Annotated in this window: 10 protein-coding genes; 8 read left to right on the top strand and 2 right to left on the bottom strand. The window is 65.8% G+C overall.

Annotation, left to right across the window (positions count from 1 at the left end):
* Positions 1–119: 119 nt before the first annotated feature.
* The 8 genes from PV762_RS25145 (at position 120) to PV762_RS25110 (ending at position 12,723) form a co-directional block, all read left to right on the top strand.
* Positions 120–2,930, top strand: coding sequence for a TonB-dependent receptor (locus tag PV762_RS25145; protein WP_421037731.1), 2,811 nt, complete (start codon positions 120–122; stop codon positions 2,928–2,930).
* A gap of 127 nt (positions 2,931–3,057) precedes the next feature.
* Complete coding sequence (locus PV762_RS25140; protein ID WP_421037753.1) at positions 3,058–3,996, top strand: ABC transporter substrate-binding protein; 939 nt, start codon at positions 3,058–3,060, stop codon at positions 3,994–3,996.
* A complete protein-coding gene (locus tag PV762_RS25135; protein WP_421037730.1) occupies positions 3,996–5,600 on the top strand; it encodes a sugar ABC transporter ATP-binding protein in 1,605 nt (534 codons plus the stop codon). Before PV762_RS25140 ends, PV762_RS25135 begins: the two co-directional genes overlap by 1 nt.
* On the top strand, positions 5,597–6,613 hold the full coding sequence (locus PV762_RS25130; protein WP_421037729.1) for an ABC transporter permease: 1,017 nt from the start codon (positions 5,597–5,599) through the stop codon (positions 6,611–6,613). Before PV762_RS25135 ends, PV762_RS25130 begins: the two co-directional genes overlap by 4 nt.
* Entirely contained in the window at positions 6,610–7,596 is a 987-nt protein-coding gene (yjfF, locus tag PV762_RS25125) for a galactofuranose ABC transporter, permease protein YjfF (RefSeq protein WP_421037728.1), read from the top strand. The genes PV762_RS25130 and yjfF overlap by 4 nt, the downstream gene beginning before the upstream one ends.
* 19 nt (positions 7,597–7,615) lie before the next feature.
* Positions 7,616–9,463, top strand: a complete 1,848-nt coding sequence (locus tag PV762_RS25120; protein ID WP_421037727.1) for a glycoside hydrolase family 2 protein — start codon at positions 7,616–7,618, stop codon at positions 9,461–9,463.
* Positions 9,464–9,606: 143 nt separating this feature from the next.
* The gene (locus tag PV762_RS25115; RefSeq protein ID WP_421037726.1) at positions 9,607–11,595 is read left to right on the top strand and encodes an RICIN domain-containing protein; all 1,989 of its coding nucleotides are present in this window, start codon (positions 9,607–9,609) and stop codon (positions 11,593–11,595) included.
* 81 nt (positions 11,596–11,676) lie between these two features.
* Positions 11,677–12,723 carry a hypothetical protein gene (locus PV762_RS25110; RefSeq protein WP_421037725.1) on the top strand — a complete coding sequence of 349 codons (1,047 nt, stop codon included), beginning with the start codon at positions 11,677–11,679 and terminating at the stop codon, positions 12,721–12,723.
* Positions 12,724–12,780: 57 nt separating this feature from the next.
* Here the strand turns inward: PV762_RS25110 and PV762_RS25105 are convergent, their stop codons facing one another.
* Both PV762_RS25105 and PV762_RS25100 read right to left on the bottom strand, forming a co-directional pair.
* Positions 12,781–13,638: a DUF3226 domain-containing protein gene (locus PV762_RS25105; RefSeq protein ID WP_421037724.1), complete on the bottom strand. Its 858-nt coding sequence runs from the start codon at positions 13,636–13,638 to the stop codon at positions 12,781–12,783.
* The gene (locus PV762_RS25100) at positions 13,639–15,804 is read right to left on the bottom strand and encodes an AAA family ATPase (RefSeq protein WP_421037723.1); all 2,166 of its coding nucleotides are present in this window, start codon (positions 15,802–15,804) and stop codon (positions 13,639–13,641) included.
* Between the last annotated feature and the right edge of the window lie 255 nt (positions 15,805–16,059).

The raw sequence follows: 16,059 nt of genomic DNA, 5'->3' as shown, positions 1-16,059 counted from the left end.
GTGCCGGCAGGCGCCGAATCTCGTCGAATGCTGCAAGAAAAGTTGTTTGTATTAAAACCCGGCCCGGACCAGAGTGCGTTCCTCCCCGCGCACCGGTCACGAGGCCCCAGGAGACAACAATGAATCGGATCCCTCAGTCCCTCCGGCTTTCGCCAATCTCGGCCGCAGCCTGCCTGACGCTGTGTCTGGCCGGCCAGCAAGCGCTGGCGCAGGACGCGCGCAGGGCGCCTGCCGCACCCGCCGCACCTGCCTCGGCCGCCTCCGCATCCACCCCTGACGCGGTCGCTGCGCGCGCCGCGGACACGACGCTGGAACAGGTCGTCATCGTCGGCCAGCGCGCCAGCCGCGCGGCGGCGGTGCAGACCAAGCGTGATGCCGACCAGGTCGTCGAATCCATCGTCGCCGACGACATCGGCAAGTTCCCCGACAACACCGTGGCCGAGGCCCTGCAGCGCGTGCCGGGCGTGCAGACCGTCGTCAACTTCAACAACGAGATCGTCAATCCGCTGATCCGCGGCATCGGCGACATCATCACGACCGTCGACGGCCGCGAGATGTTCACCGGCGTGGGCCGCGGCTTCGCATTCCAGGACCTGCCCGCGGAAGCGATCTCGCGCGCCAACGTCTACAAGTCGGCCGGCGCCCACCTGATCGAAGGCGGAGTCGCCGGCGCGATCGACCTGAAGCTGCGCAAGCCGATGGAGTTCGCCAAGGGCGCGACGCTGGTCGTCAACGGCCGTGCGAGCCAGGGCGACTACGCCGACAAGCTCAGCGGCAAGCTGGGCGTGCTCGGCGCCTACCGCACCAACACCGGCGCGGGCGAGATGGGCGGCCTGATCGACATCTCCTACGCGGACCACAAGTTCAACCGGCCGATCTCGTTCAACTGCGATCCGCGCTCGGGCACCAACGGCCCGCCCGGAGCGGCCGGCCTGGTGCTGCCGACCTGCGTCGGCGGCCTGACCGATACCGGCGAATACCAGCGTCCGCAGGTGAACGCGTCCTTCCAGTGGCGCCCGAACCAGGAGAACGAGTTCTACGTCGACGGCCTCTACGCGGGCTACCGCGCGAAGTTCGCGACCTTCTTCATCTTCTCGGACATCTTCGCGGCGCAGAACATCACCAACCCGAAGGGGAGCGACGACTGCTTCGACGCGCACGTCGACGGCGCGGGCTTCCTGGGCCCGTCGTCGCAGCCGATCCAGCGCCTGTGCAACGGCGTGTCGGCGACCTTCAACAACGTGCCCGGCATGACCAGCACGCAGGCCAAGAAGCAGTCCACCGACCAGCGCGTGCTGGCGGGCGGCTGGAAGTACAACTCGGGTCCGCTGGCGGTGAACCTCGACGTGTCGCGGATGGAGTCGACCAACAGCAACCGGACCATCATCGTCGACATCGGCAAGCAGATCAGCGCCGTCGACATCGTCGTCAACAACGGCGGCTACGGCACCACCAGCATGCTGGGCAATCCGCTCGGCCAGGCGACGGATTTCCGTTTCGCCAACTCCCTGTTCCAGGACATCAACCGCGCGAAATCCAAGCAGGACGCGATCGCCCTGAGCGGCAACTATGAGCTGGGCGGCTTCATCAGCAACATCGACTTCGGCGCCCGCCTGACCAAGCGCGATTCGCATTGGCGCGCCAATGCGCCGGGCGGTCCGGACGCCCCCGGCGGCAACCGCTCCACGCTGGTGAGCAGCGCGACGCAGCTGCCCGGCAACTTCCTGATCCAGGCACCCAACTGCATCCCGCAGATCAACGAGTGCTCGCCGTGGATGACGCCGAATCCGGACTACCTGCTCAACAACACGGACGCGCTGCGCGCGCTGTACGGCGGCGCGGCGGGCGATCCGAGCTACGACCCGCTCAACAACTACGACAGCGACGAGAAGACCTACGCGCTCTACGTGCAGCCGCACTATGAGACCAAGCTGGGCGGCATGCCGCTGGACGGCGTCATCGGCGGGCGCTACGTGCGTCTGGAGCGCGACATCAGCGGCGCCGGCCGGATCAACGGCGTGGTGACGCCGCAGACCGCGTCGTCGACGGCCTCGCGCTTCCTGCCCAACTTCAGCGCCAAGCTGGAGGTCGTGCCCAACCTGCTGGTGCGCGCCACGGCCGGCAAGACGATGTCGCGTCCGACGCTGGGCGACCTCAACCCGACGCTGACCTACTCGGTGCCGACCAACGCCAACATCCGTCCGAGCGGCAGCGGCGGCAACTCGGAGCTGAAGGACCAGACCAGCACGGCGTACGACCTGTCGATCGAGAAGTACTTCAACAAGGGCAGCTACCTGCAGGCGGCGATCTACCACCGCGTGCTGAAGAACCGTGTCGTGCGCTCGACGGCGCCCGAGGTCATCGACGGCATCGAGTACGACATCAGCCGCCCGCGCAACCTGGGCAAGGCGACGCTGAAGGGCCTGGAGCTGAGCGGCCAGTACTTCATGGACTTCCTGCCGGGCGCGTTCAGCGGGCTGGGCATCTTCGGCAACTACACGCTGGCGGACAGCGAGGTCAACACCAAGAGCGATCCGCTGTTCGGCAAGCCGCTGCTGGGCGTGTCCAAGCACAGCTACAACGCCGGCGTGCTGTACGAGAAGTACGGCTTCACCAGCCGCCTGACCTACACCTGGCGCAGCAAGTTCAACGAAGGTTCCTTCGGCTGCCTGCTGGCGCCGTCGGTCGAGAACGGCATGGCCGTCGCGGCCTGCGATCCGGGCGTGGCGCCGACCTACAACCGGGTCAAGGACTACGGCCGGCTGGACTTCGCGATCGGCTACGCATTCAGCGAGAAGTTCAGCATGAGCTTCAACGCCAACAACATCACCGGGTCCAAGTACTACAGCTACTTCCAGAACGAGAGCTTCCCGCACGACATCCGGTCGGACGACAAGTTCTACGGGTTGAGCTTCAACGCGAAGTACTGACCGTACCGACCGACGCGCCTGCCTGCTCCCTCTCCCGCACTGCGGGAGAGGGCAGGGGAGAGGGCCCGCGACCGTTGCAGACAAAGGAGTTTCCATGCGCCGCCGTTTCGTTCTCGGATCCGTCGCCATGGGCGCGCTCGCCGCGCTCGGTGCGACCCCTGTCGCATTCGCCGCCGACAAGAAGATCGTCCTGGGCTTCTCCCAGATCGGCGCCGAGTCGGAATGGCGGACCGCCAATTCCGCCTCGATCAAATCGGCGGCGAAGGACGCCGGCATCGATCTCAAGTTCGCCGATGCGCAGCAGAAGCAGGAGAACCAAATCAAGGCCCTGCGCGCCTTCATCGCGCAGAAGGTCGATGTGATCGCGCTCTCGCCGGTCGTGGAGACCGGCTGGGGCACGGTGCTGCGGGAGGCGAAGGCCGCCGGCATCCCGGTGATCCTGACGGACCGCACGGTGCAGGAGACCGACACCACGCTGTGGGCGACCTTCATGGGTTCCGACTTCGTCGAGGAAGGCCGTCGCGCGGCGAAGTGGCTGACCGACAAGGTCAAGAGCCGCCCGGCGGGCAAGGAGATCCGCATCGTCGAGCTGCAGGGCACCGTGGGCGCGGCGCCGGCGCTGGATCGCAAGAAGGGCTTCGAGGAAGGCATCAAGGCCGACCCGCGCCTGAAGATCGTGCGCTCGCAGACCGGCGACTTCAGCCGCGCCAAGGGCAAGGAGGTCATGGAAGCCTTCCTGAAGGCCGAGGGTCGCCACATCGACGTGCTGTACGCGCATAACGACGACATGGCGATCGGCGCGATCCAGGCGATCGAGGAGGCCGGGCTCAAGCCGGCCAAGGACATCCTGATCCTCTCGATCGACGGCGTGAAGGGCGCGTTCCAGGCGATGGTGGCGGGCAAGCTCAACGTGACCGTCGAATGCAGCCCGCTGCTGGGCCCCCAGCTGATGCAGACGGTGAAGGACCTGAAGGCCGGCAAGACCGTGCCGCGCCGCATCGTGACCGAGGAAGGGGTGTTCCCCGCCGAGGTCGCGGCGCAGGAACTGCCCAAGCGGAAATACTGATGACCGTCGTGCTGGAGGCACGCGGGGTGGCGAAGGCCTTCCGCGGCGTGCCCGCATTGGTGGACGCGGCGCTGACGCTGCGCGCCGGCGAGGTGCAGGTGCTGATGGGGCAGAACGGCGCCGGCAAGTCCACGCTGATCAAGATCCTCGCGGGCGTGCAGGATCGGGATGCCGGCACAATCACGCTCGACGGCGTGGCCTTCGCAGCACGCTCGCCGCTGGAGGCGCAGCGCGCAGGCATCGCGGTCGTGCATCAGGAAGTCCAGCTCTGTCCGAATCTCTCGGTGGCGGAGAACGTGCTCGCAGGGCGGTTTCCACGTCGATGGGGCGGCGTCGCCATCGATTGGACGAAGGTGCGCGAGGAGGCTGCCGCGGCGCTCGCGAGGCTGGGCATCGCCGCGGACGTGCGTCGACCGATCGGGGACTTCCCCGTCGCCGTGCAGCAGATGATCGCCATCGCCCGCGCGCTACATCAGCAGGCACGGGTGCTGATCCTCGATGAACCCACCTCCTCGCTCGACGAGGCCGAGACGGCCCGGCTCCTCGCCATGATCCGACAGCTCCGCGACGAAGGCGTCGCCGTGCTGCTGGTCACCCACTTCCTCGATCAGGCCTACGCGGTGGCGGATCGATTCACCGTGTTCCGCAACGGGGAGTTCGTCGGGGAGCGCACGACGACGGCGCTGCCAAGGATGGGACTGGTTCACCTCATGCTCGGGACCGAGCACGAGGACAAGGCATCCGGTGGCACCCCTCAGTCAATCGCTTCGCAGGCTCCGCATTCCTTCGCGGTGCCACCGGACGCCTTGTCCTCCGAGACGCCTCCGGCCCGCGGAAGAGGCGCAGCGCCGACGTCGGCGCAGTCCCGGACGCCGCTGCTGGAGGTGCGCGGACTCAGCCGGCGCGGCGCCGTCGAAGACATCGATCTGCGCGTCGCCGCCAGCGAGGTGCTCGGCCTGGCCGGCCTGCTCGGCGCCGGCCGGACCGAAACCGCGCGACTGCTCTTCGGCGCCGATCGCGCCGACGCCGGCGAGATCCGCGTCGACGGCACCGCCGTGCGACTGCGCAGCCCGCGCGACGCCGTGCGCGCCGGCATGGCCTTCTGCCCGGAGGAGCGCAAAGTCGACGGGATCGTCGCCGAGCTCAGCGTGCGCGAGAACATCGTGCTCGCACTGCAGGCGCGACGCGGCATCCTGCGCACGCTCTCCGCCAGTGCCCAACGCGAACTCGCGCAGCGCTTCATCGACAAGCTCGGCATCAAGACCGCCGACGCGGAAACACCCATCGGTCTGCTCTCCGGCGGCAACCAGCAGAAGGCGATCCTCGCGCGCTGGCTCGCGACCGGGCCGCGCCTGCTGATCCTCGACGAGCCCACGCGCGGCATCGACATCGCCGCGAAGCAGGACCTGATGGATCAGGTGCTGTCGCTGTGCCGTCAAGGCATGGCGATGATCTTCATCTCATCGGAACTGCCCGAAGTCCTGCGCGCGAGCGACCGCATCACCGTGCTGCGCGAGCGCCGCCAGGTGGCCGATCTCCATGCCGCCGGACTCGGCGAAGACCAGCTGCTGCACGTCATGGCGGGCGCGGAGAGCCACGCATGACCGCCGCTTCCCCGTCTCATCATGACGCGGGCGCGCGACATGCGGCCTGCGTCCTGCTCGCGCTCTGGGCGTTGAACGCGGTCCTGAATCCGCAATTCCTCAGCCTGCGCTGGCAGGACGGCCACGCCTACGGGCCGCTGATCGACATCCTCAACCGCGCGGCGCCGCTGATGGTCGTGGCGATGGGCATGACGCTGGTGATCGCGGTGCGAGGGATCGACATCTCGGTGGGGGCCGTGGTCGCGATCGCCGGCGCGGTGGCCGCCTCGCTGGTGACGCGGGAAGGCGCGACGATGCCGATGACGGCCGCCATCCTCGGCGCGCTGGGCGCGGCGGCGGTGTGCGGCCTGTTCAACGGCCTGCTCGTCGTCGCCGGGGGGATCCAACCCATCATCGCGACGCTGATCCTGATGGTCGCGGGCCGCGGCATCGCGCAGCTGATCACCGACGGCCAGATCATCACGATCTATCACGAGCCCTATTTCTTCCTCGGCGGCGGCTTCCTGTCCGGACTGCCGTTCGCGCCCTGGATGGCGCTGGGCGTGGCGGCGCTGTTCGGCCTGCTGAAGCATCGCACCGCGCTGGGCCTGTTCCTCCAGGCGAGCGGCGCTAATCCGGCAGCCGCGCGACTGGCGGGCGTGCACGCCGCGGGTCTGATGCTGGCGGTCTACATCGCCTGCGGCCTCTGCGCCGGCGTCGCCGGCCTGATGATCAGCGCCAACATCAAGAGCGCCGACGCCAACAACGCCGGCTTGATGCTGGAGCTGGACGCCATCCTCGCAATCGCGCTCGGCGGCACCTCGCTGCTCGGCGGCCGCTTCAGCGTGCGCGGCAGCCTGCTGGGCGCGCTCGTCATCCAGACGCTGACGACGAGCATCTATGCACTCGGCATCGCGCCCGAGGTCACGCTGGTCGTGAAGGCCGCCGTCGTCTTCGCCGTGTCGATCAGCCAGGCGCCGGTGTGGCGCGCCTGGCGCGAGCGCTGGCAGCGGCGCGCGGGAGCGGCCTCATGAGCGCGCGTTCCCTCGTGCACGCGCGCGATCTGCCCAGTTGGGCCTCGGTGCTGCTGCTGGTCGCGGGCACGCTCGCCGGCGCCTCCGCCTATCCGGGACTGCTGTCCAGCCAGGTCCTGCTGAACCTGATGATCGACAACGCCTTCCTGCTGGTGGTCGCCGTCGGCATGAGCTTCGTGATCCTGTCCGGCGGCATCGATCTTTCCGTGGGATCCGTCGTCGCGCTGACGACGATGCTGCTGGCGCTCGGCGTCGAGCGGGCGCATCTGTCGCCGCTGGTGCTGATCCCGTTGCTGCTGCTCGGAGGCGCGGCGTTCGGGGCGGCGATGGGCGCCGTGATCCAGGTCTTCGCGATCCCGCCGTTCATCGTGACGCTGGCCGGCCTCTTCCTGGGGCGTGGCCTGTGCTATCTGCTGAGCGTCGATTCGATCCCCATCACCGATGCGACGCTCAGCGCTTGGTCCCAGGCGCGCTGGTCGCTGGGGCCGCTCGGCGAGATCACGCCCGGCGCGGTGAGCGCGCTGGCCGTGCTTGCGCTGGCGGTGGCCGTGTCGCGGGCGACGCCGTTCGGCCGCGCCGTGTTCGCGCTCGGCGGACAGGAAACTTCCGCGCGCCTGATGGGCCTGCCGGTCGCCGCCACGCGCATCGGCGTCTATGCCCTCAGCGGCGCTTGCGCCGCGCTCGGCGGCGTGCTCTTCGGCATCTACACGCTGTCGGGCTACGGCCTGCATGCGCAGGGCCTGGAGCTCGACGCCATCGCCGCGGTCGTCATCGGTGGCGCGCTGCTCAGCGGCGGCATCGGCCACGTGCTGGGCGCGCTGACCGGCGTGCTGATGCTGGGCCTGATCCAGACGCTGATCCTGTTCGACGGCACGCTGAGTTCATGGTGGACCCGCATCGTCATCGGCGCGCTGCTGGGTCTGTTCTGCGGATTGCAGCGCGTGATGGTGCTGTGGCACGGCCGCTCGTCGCGGCGAGCCTGATCAACGAGGAAACAGACCGATGTCTTCGAAGCATTCCCTGCGGATCGCCGCGACCCTGGCGACGACCTTCGCGGTGCTCGCGTCGCTGGGCGGCGCGGTCTCGGCCCAGCCCTGGCAGGACGCGCAGGCCGTCGTCGCGCCCGCGCCGCATGTCCGCCTGACCACGCCGTGGACCGACGAGGCCTTGACGGCCGCGGTGCCGTTCCCGGAGTACCCGCGTCCGCAGCTGGTCCGCACCGAGTGGCTCAATCTCAACGGCCAGTGGGACTACTGGGGCGGGAAGGGTGCGCCGGATGCGCGCGTGCCGCCGTCCTCCGCGCCGCGCTTCCCGGAAACGACCGAGCGCGTCCGCGTGCCGTATCCGGTGGAATCGATGCTGTCGGGCGTGGAGCGCCTGGGCGAAGTGAACCTCTGGTACCGCCGCGGCTTCGAGGTGCCGACCGCCTGGAAGGGCCGGCGCGTGCGCATCAACTTCGGCGCGGTCGACCGCCTGGCCACGGTCTACGTGAACGGCACGCGCGTCGGACAGCATGAAGGCGGCTACACGGCCTTCGGCTTCGACATCACGCCGCTGCTCAAGCCCGGACGCAACGAGCTGGTCGTCGCGGCCTTCGATCCAAGCACCAACGACGGCATGCTCGGCAAGCAGTCGCTGAAGCCCGGCGGGATCTTCTATACGCCGAGCTCCGGCATCTGGCAGACCGTGTGGCTGGAGCCGGTCGGACCGGACCACGTCGCGAAGCTCGACATGACGCCGGTCGTCGGCGAACAGCGTCTTGCGCTGACCGTCCGTGCCGGAGAGGCGAAGGGCTTGCAGGTCGAGGTGGCGGCGTTGAAGGAAGGCAAGGTGGTCGGCCGCGTGCGCGGCACCGCCGACAAGGCGCTCTCGCTGCCGGTGCCGCAACCGCGGCTGTGGTCGCCTGACGATCCCTTCCTCTACGACCTGAAGGTCACGCTGCGCCGCAACGGCAAGGTGGTCGACCAGGTCGACAGCTACTTCGGCATGCGCAGCATCGAGGTGGGCATGATCGACGGCGTGCCTCGCCCGCTGCTGAACGGCAAGTTCGTGTTCCAGTTCGGCCCGCTGGACCAGGGTTTCTGGCCGGACGGGCTCTATACCGCGCCGACCGACGCCGCGCTGCGATTCGATCTGGAGGAGACGAAGAAGCTCGGCTTCAACATGGTCCGCAAGCACATCAAGGTGGAGCCGGCGCGCTGGTTCCACCACGCGGACAAGCTCGGCCTGCTCGTCTGGCAGGACATGCCGCAAGCCTGGGACGCGGAATCGGACCTGGCCGTACGCGCGAAGACCGAGGTCGAGTGGCGTGAGATCGTCGACCAGCTGCGCTCGGAGACGTCCATCGTGACCTGGGTGGTCTTCAACGAGAGCTGGGGCGACTTCGAGCACCGCCGCATGGCCGCGCAGTTCCGCGCGCTGGACCCGACGCGGCTGATCAACGCGCACTCCGGCATCAACTTCGCGCCGCATGACGAAGGCGGCGGCGACCTGATCGACCTGCACGACTATCCCGGTCCGGCGGCACCGACGTATCAGCCTTGGCGCATCGCCGTGCTCGGTGAGTACGGCGGCAACAGCCTGAAGGTGCCCGACCACATGTACCGGCCGGAGTCGAAGTGCTGCTATCACCTGTTCGACAGCGCGGCCGCGATCAACGACGCCTATGTGGCGCAGGTCGACACGCTGCGCGGCTTCCGCGCCGACAAGGGCCTGAGCGCCGCGATCTACACCGAGACGACGGACGTGGAGGAAGAGCTCAACGGCTTCTTCACCTACGACCGCCGCGTGAAGAAACTCGACTTCGACCGCGTGACCAAGGCCAACAAGGCGCTGATCGACGGCCGATGAACGACCGTTCCGGATCGACTTCGATGCGATGAAGACCTGACCCCGGCGGCGGCCGCAGAGCCGCCCCATTCCCTGACCGGCGCCGCTTACCTCGCCGATCGACGACAGCAACGCGGCCCGCGAGGCCGCACATGGAGACACGCATGAGCAAGTTCGCTTGGAGTGGGTGGCGCTGGCTGCTCGCGATGGTGATGGCGGCGACGGCCTTCGTCGCCGGACCGTCGCAGGCGGCGGAGACGGTCCTGGGCAACCAGGACAGCTTCTATCCGCGCATGATCCGGTTGGCCGCCAGCGGTGGCGCCAACGGACGCCTGATCGCGTCCTACGACCTCGGCGGCGCGCAGTCGCTGATCTACGAAAGCACCAACCAGGGCGCGACCTGGACCCAGGTCGGCAGCGTCACGGTGCCCGAGCCCTGGCACTGCTGCAGCGGGATGTGGGAGGTGCCTCAGCAGCTGGGCTCGACCGCGCCGGGAACGCTCTTCTGGGCGACGACGACGCGCAACGGCAGCGCGTATTCGATCCGCATCTACCGCAGCACCGACGTCGGCCGGACCTGGACCTCGCACGCCATCGCGGCCACCGGCAGCGTCGGCACCTGGGAACCGGAGTTCTCCGTGGACAGCGCGGGCCGGCTGCTGATGTTCTATTCGAGCGAGGAGTACAAGTCCGGCGGCTTCAACCAGCTCATTGCGCACAAGGTGTCGACCGACGGCGGCCTGACCTGGAGCGCGGACACGATCGACGTCGGCATCAGCGACAACGGCGATCTGCGCCCCGGCATGCCCATCGTGCGCAGGCTGCCCAACGGCAGCTACGTGATGAGCTATGAGATCTGCGGTTCGCGCAGCTGCGACGTGTACATCCGGACCTCGTCCAACGGCAGCAGCTGGGGCACGGCGAGCAACATGGGCACGCGCGTCGAATCGACGGCGGGCAACCACTTCTCGCATGCGCCGACCGTGTCGTGGATGAATGACGGCAGCGCGCAGGGACGTCTCCTGCTGATCGGCCAGATCGTCCGCCGCAACGCCGGCAACGCGATCAACGACGACGTCAACGGCCGCATCTACATGTTCAGCACGAACGGCGCCGCCGGACCCTGGATCGAGGCCGCCGCGCCGCTGGTCACGCCCAACACCGGCACCGATCCGTGCAGCAACTACAGCAGCCAGCTGCTGCCGTCGACGGACGGCACGCGCGTGCTGCAGATGGCCAACATCGCCTGCCGCGTGCAGTTCGCGAGCGCGCCGCTGAACCATCCGGTCGCGGACGGCGTGTACCGGCTGGTGGCGAAGCACAGCGGACAGGTGCTCGACGTGACGGGCTGCTCGACGGCTGCCGGCACGCAGATCGAGCAGTGGACCTGGGCCGGCGGCGACTGCCAGCGCTGGCGCGTGACCAACACCGGTAACGGCGACTACACCTTGACGGCGCAGCACAGCGGGCAGCAGCTCGATGTCGACGGCTGCTCGACGACGAACGGCGGCAAGGTGCAGACCTGGACGGCGGTCAACAACAACTGCCAGAAGTGGCGCATCGAGCCGGTCGGCGACGGCTACTTCCGCGTCATCAACAAGAACAGCAACCTGGTGCTGGACGTCGATGCGTGCTCGACGGCGGCGGGGACCAAGGTGCAGCAGTGGAGCTGGATCGGCGGCGACTGCCAGCGCTGGAAGTTCGAGCGCGTCAGCCCCAACACCCTCGCCAACGGCACCTACAAGGTGATCGCGAAGCACAGCGCGCAGGCGCTCGACGTGGCGGCGTGCTCGACGGCCGCCGGCGGGCTGGTGCAGCAGTGGCCCTACAGCGGCGCCAACTGCCAGCGCTGGAATGTCACCGCGACGTCGGATGGCTTCTACGAGCTGACCTCGGTGAACAGCGGCCTGAAGCTCGAGGTTCAGGACGCCTCGCTGGCGATGGGCGCGCAGGTGCGCCAGTGGACGTCCAACAACGCGGCCACGCAGCGCTGGGGCATCGAGAACGTGGGCGCCGGCTACTGGCGCTTCATCAACAAGAACAGCGGCCGCGTGCTCGACGTGGACGCGTGTTCGACGACCAACGGCGCCAAGGTCCAGCAATGGGAGTGGCTGAGCGGCGACTGCCAGCGATGGGCGATCTCGGCGCCGTGACAGCGCCCTGACGGCGCAATGATGGCGCGCTGAGCAGCCGTCGGCCAGGATCGATTCAGCAGTGACAACAAGGAGAGAGACATGAGACGAATCCGGGCGCTTGCGGGCGCGATCCTGGCGATGGCCGCGATGTCGGCTGCCGTGGCGCAAGCCCCGGCGCCGGCCCATACAGCCGGTCCGCCGAGCGCGCCGACGCTCGCGAAGACCGGCCCCGAGGCCTATCTCTTCGCGCACATGACCGACGCGCGCTACGGCGTGCTGCACTACGCGGTGAGCCAGGACGGGCTGCACTGGACGAAGCTCAACGGCGGCAAGGCCGTCAACGAGGAGTACCACGGCCATCCGTCCATCGCGCAGGGCCCGGACGGGCGCTTCTACCTGGTCGGCAACAAGAGCGACGACGATCCGGACATCCGCTTCTGGGTCTCCGACGACTTGATCAAGTGGCAGGTCTTCGGGACGTACCGGCCGGACCTGTCGAAGGTGGCGGAACTCCCCAACGCGATGCAGCGCATCGGGGCGCCCAAGCTCTACTTCGACAAGCCGTCGAATCAGTTCGTCGTGCTGTGGCACACGGCGACCGTGCCCGGCGTGCCCGAGGATCCCGAGCGCTACTGGTCGAGCCAGCGCACGCTCTATGCGCTGTCGCCGGACCTGAAACGCTTCGATGCACCGCCCAAGCGGCTGTTCAAGTGGGAGATCGCGACCATCGACACCTTCCTGATCGCAAATCCTGAAGGTGGCTACTGCGCGGTGATCAAGGATGAGCGTTATCCGTCCTACATCTGGACGACGGGCAAGACGATCCGCATGAGCTGTGCGCAGGAGCTGCTCGGCCCATACCCCGAGCCGGGTCCTGCGCTGAGCCCCGCGTTCCGCGAGGCGCCGACCATCGTCCGCGCGCCCAACGGCATCGACTGGCTGCTGTACTACGAGCAGTACGCGGGCAACGGCTACGGCCTGTCGATGGCGCCGCGGCTGGAAGGGCCGTGGGTGGAGGTCTGGGGCAATTCGCGCCGCAAGGAGTGGGACCGCTTCGAGATGCCCGCGCAACTCCGCCACGGCTCGATGATGCCGATCACGAAGGCGCAGTACGAGGCGTTGCGGAAGGCGTATCCGGACCGTTGAGTCTCCCGATCCACTCTGCAGCGCCCCCCGTCAACGGGGGGGCCAATCTGCGACAGATCACCAGGGGACGCCCTGGAGAAAATTCACAAGCGATTGAGAGATCGCGCCGTTGAAGTGCAGATCGGGAAGGCCCTGACGGGATCCCTGAGGCTTGCTGATCACGACGCTCATCGGGTCGCCTGGGAAGAGAAACTGACCCGTAATACTGATTTGGGCCTTGAGACGCTCCGACTGTTTTGTGCTGACCGGGTCCGCGGATTGAGCGTGCTGCTTGAGAAGCGCGTCAGCAGCATGCCAGCGGGCGTTCCATTCTTTCTCCAACATGGGCGCAATGAGCTGTTCAAGAGTGCCAGACCTGCTGTTTGCATCATGAAAAACGAAAAGGCCGACATGAGGATTGCCTTTCACCCAGCCTCCATGCTGCAGAGGAGTCTTTCCCTTTAGCAGTGGCAAGAACTCCTGAGAGAACGCGGCTTCGCGCTGTGCGACTGCAGCGTCTGCATCAAAGAAGAATGCCGCGGCAATCGACTGGATGTCGGTTCCGAACGCCGGATTCAATAGAGCGCCTACGTCGTCAATGAGGTCCATGGCCGCCTGCGAAGCGCCGTCGCCCTGACATCGAATGAGTACGTACAACGTGTCCCCGCTGCGTACGATGGCATCAAACGCCGGAAGAGGGGCGTGCGCAGCGGCGCGCAACTGCAGTTCGTTCACAGCTCGGCCCGAGTATCGTTTCGCGATTAGACCTTCAAGCTTGGGCTTCAGCGGATTTAACGGATCGCGAACCGGACCCAGTGGCGACGGTAGCGCCCCAATTGGCCCACCGACCCAAGTTGCATTGGCCACTTGACCGAGACTCCGAGTGATGAAGGTGACATCGTGGTTCCCCTCACAGAATACGAAGACCGCTTTCATTCACAGCCTCCGCAGGTCAACGTCGCCGATCTCAACAGCCCGCTTCAGGTCGGGACCGCTAAATCGAATGACGCTCTTCTTGCCTGACTCCTCGCGCTTGAGGAGGTAAGACACGATTTCATCGATCCCATAACCGTTCATCAGGAAGGCATCGACGGTCTCTTTGCTGTGCGTTGTCAAAAAGACTTGGCACGCGAACTCAATCGCCAACTGATGTACGAACCTTGTGAACTCCATGAGGACGCCCGTATGCAGTGCGTTCTCAAATTCATCGATCAAGACAACGCCCCCACGAGCGCCTGCAAAGAGAAGGCCGGTTAAAAAGACTCGCTGGATTCCTTCACCGAACGAGGACAGATCGACCGCCTCACCAAAATCGTCATGGGTCACGAGAAAGCGACGATGTTCGTTTGCGAGCGCAACATCACGAACACCCGGATCAATTTGGGACCGAATGAAATCAACAACTCGTTCCTTTAGCTTCAATCGGATGCTCTCTTCATAGCAGCGTGCGAGGAGGTCCGGATCTGAAAGCGAGAACGGAGAATGGAACACCGAGCTACACAGCCAACGAGGGTCGCCTGTCAGTCGGGTGCGGCGAGACCGTCCTGCAAAGAAGTCTGTTGCGGAATGCTGGCGTTGGCCTGCGTATGAAGTGTCGATCGTCAACGTGCGCAGATAACTGGCCCAGTCTTCATCCTTGTCCTCGGGTTGATCAAGGACCGCGATTTGAAGAGCGAGTTCATTGTCCGCAAGCGATCCGAAGCGACCGCCCAATGTGGCGTTAGGAGGAAGTTGCGTGACGGCGAACGCTGGGGTTCCAGTCGCGTCAAGCCGTGTACGGCGGCGTAGAAGTTCAAGCAGTCCTCGGGGATCGGACTGATTGGCGAGGAGATAAACGGCCTCAAGCACGCTGGTTTTCCCGGCGTTGTTTATCCCCACGATGAGATTCACTCGCCCCAGGCCTTCGAAGCGAATGTCGTTCAAAGCACGATACCTGCCGATGGCTACGACATCGAAGTGAGCCCTTGGCGCCTCGTCGTAAACCCGCCAGGGCTGTTCAGATGTGCTCGCAGTCTCTGGCTGGCGCTTTCTTGACACCGCTACCGCTTCTAGGCGAGCAACAAGATCCTCTACGCGGTCGAGTTCGCTACTCGACATCTTGGGAGCCAGCTCGAACAGTCGAGCTGCGTCCTGGTGGCTGCGCTCGATTGCACCTTCTATCTCGTTCTTCACAAGCAGGTCACTGGATAGCGAAGCGGCCAGCAGACTGCGAGTCTCCTCGAGACGCTTCACCGCCGAAGGATCCTCAATGATCTTCGCAAGTTCCCGGATTTGCTGACCGGATGTGATCACCCGTTCTCCAAGGACTCTTCCTGAGTTTCGGGGTAGATCCTCTTCTTCGTCTTCGGGCTCGTCATCTGGCTCGCGAGAAAGCCAGGAGAACAGCCGCTCGAGATTCGCCGCTCGTTGTGCTCGTTCGGTATCGTTATCCCAATCAAGCCAATCGCGCAGTGATGGTGCCTTCAACACCTCACGAAAAAGATTGAACATCTCCGTCGTGAACTGGTCTCCATAGTCGCTTGCGCGATAGGCGTCCGCAAGCGCCAACGTGCGAAGGCTGAGGTTGAACTCGCGTTTGCTTACGCCGAGAGAAGCACAGATTTCGTCAGGATGCTTCTTGAATTCGTCGCGGAGGCGCCTCATCAGCCTTGCCTGATTGACGGCCGGCCATCGAGCCTTTCCGCTGATGTGATGCAAACCCATGACAACGAGATGATGAAAATCATCTCGTTCCTCGTAGAGGATGCACGGCACCTTGTCGAAGAAGTCGGGGTCAAGCTTCCCGAGTTGTCCAGTGGAGTCCGTCCAGCGCGCCTGGAGGTGCTTTAGCGTGGCAACGCGACGATTTCCCTCTACGACAAGATATTTCCGATCTGACAGCTTGCGGACATGGATGGGTTCGATGTCGAGCCACCCGTTCTGGCCGAGACTGGCTATCAGATCACTGACGTTCGCTTCGTTTTGTCCAAGGATGAATCGTAGGGAGCGCCGCTGAACCTCGTCGTCTGTGAGTTGGTCCTCCGGAACTTCCGAGTAGTCATCGTGATCGATGAAACGATAGTTATTCGGATCAAGGTACAGACTCGAAAGCGCCAGCGTCAAGCGGCGGCTCCTGCCTTCGGATTCGGGCGGTGCCAGGGATCCTACGTCGGTCATGTTTTCCTCTCTCGGTGGCGCCTTGACGCGCGTGTCGGTTGCCCGCTAAGCAACCCCTCAGATGATTTATGGGTTCCGCGGTGATTTTGGCCCAGTCTTGACTCCTTGCATGCATGACGGTCAAGTCTGTCTATGAGGCACCTACACGATGCGCCGCTCAGAGGCGGGCGACGAACCGTTGAGCGAACTCATGTGATCGCG

Source organism: Mitsuaria sp. CC2, from assembly GCF_048957715.1.
In the GTDB taxonomy this organism is placed as follows: Bacteria; Pseudomonadota; Gammaproteobacteria; order Burkholderiales; family Burkholderiaceae_C; genus Roseateles.
The sequence above is the reverse complement of the archived record's forward strand: the minus strand, read 5'-3'. Positions and strand labels throughout refer to the sequence as shown.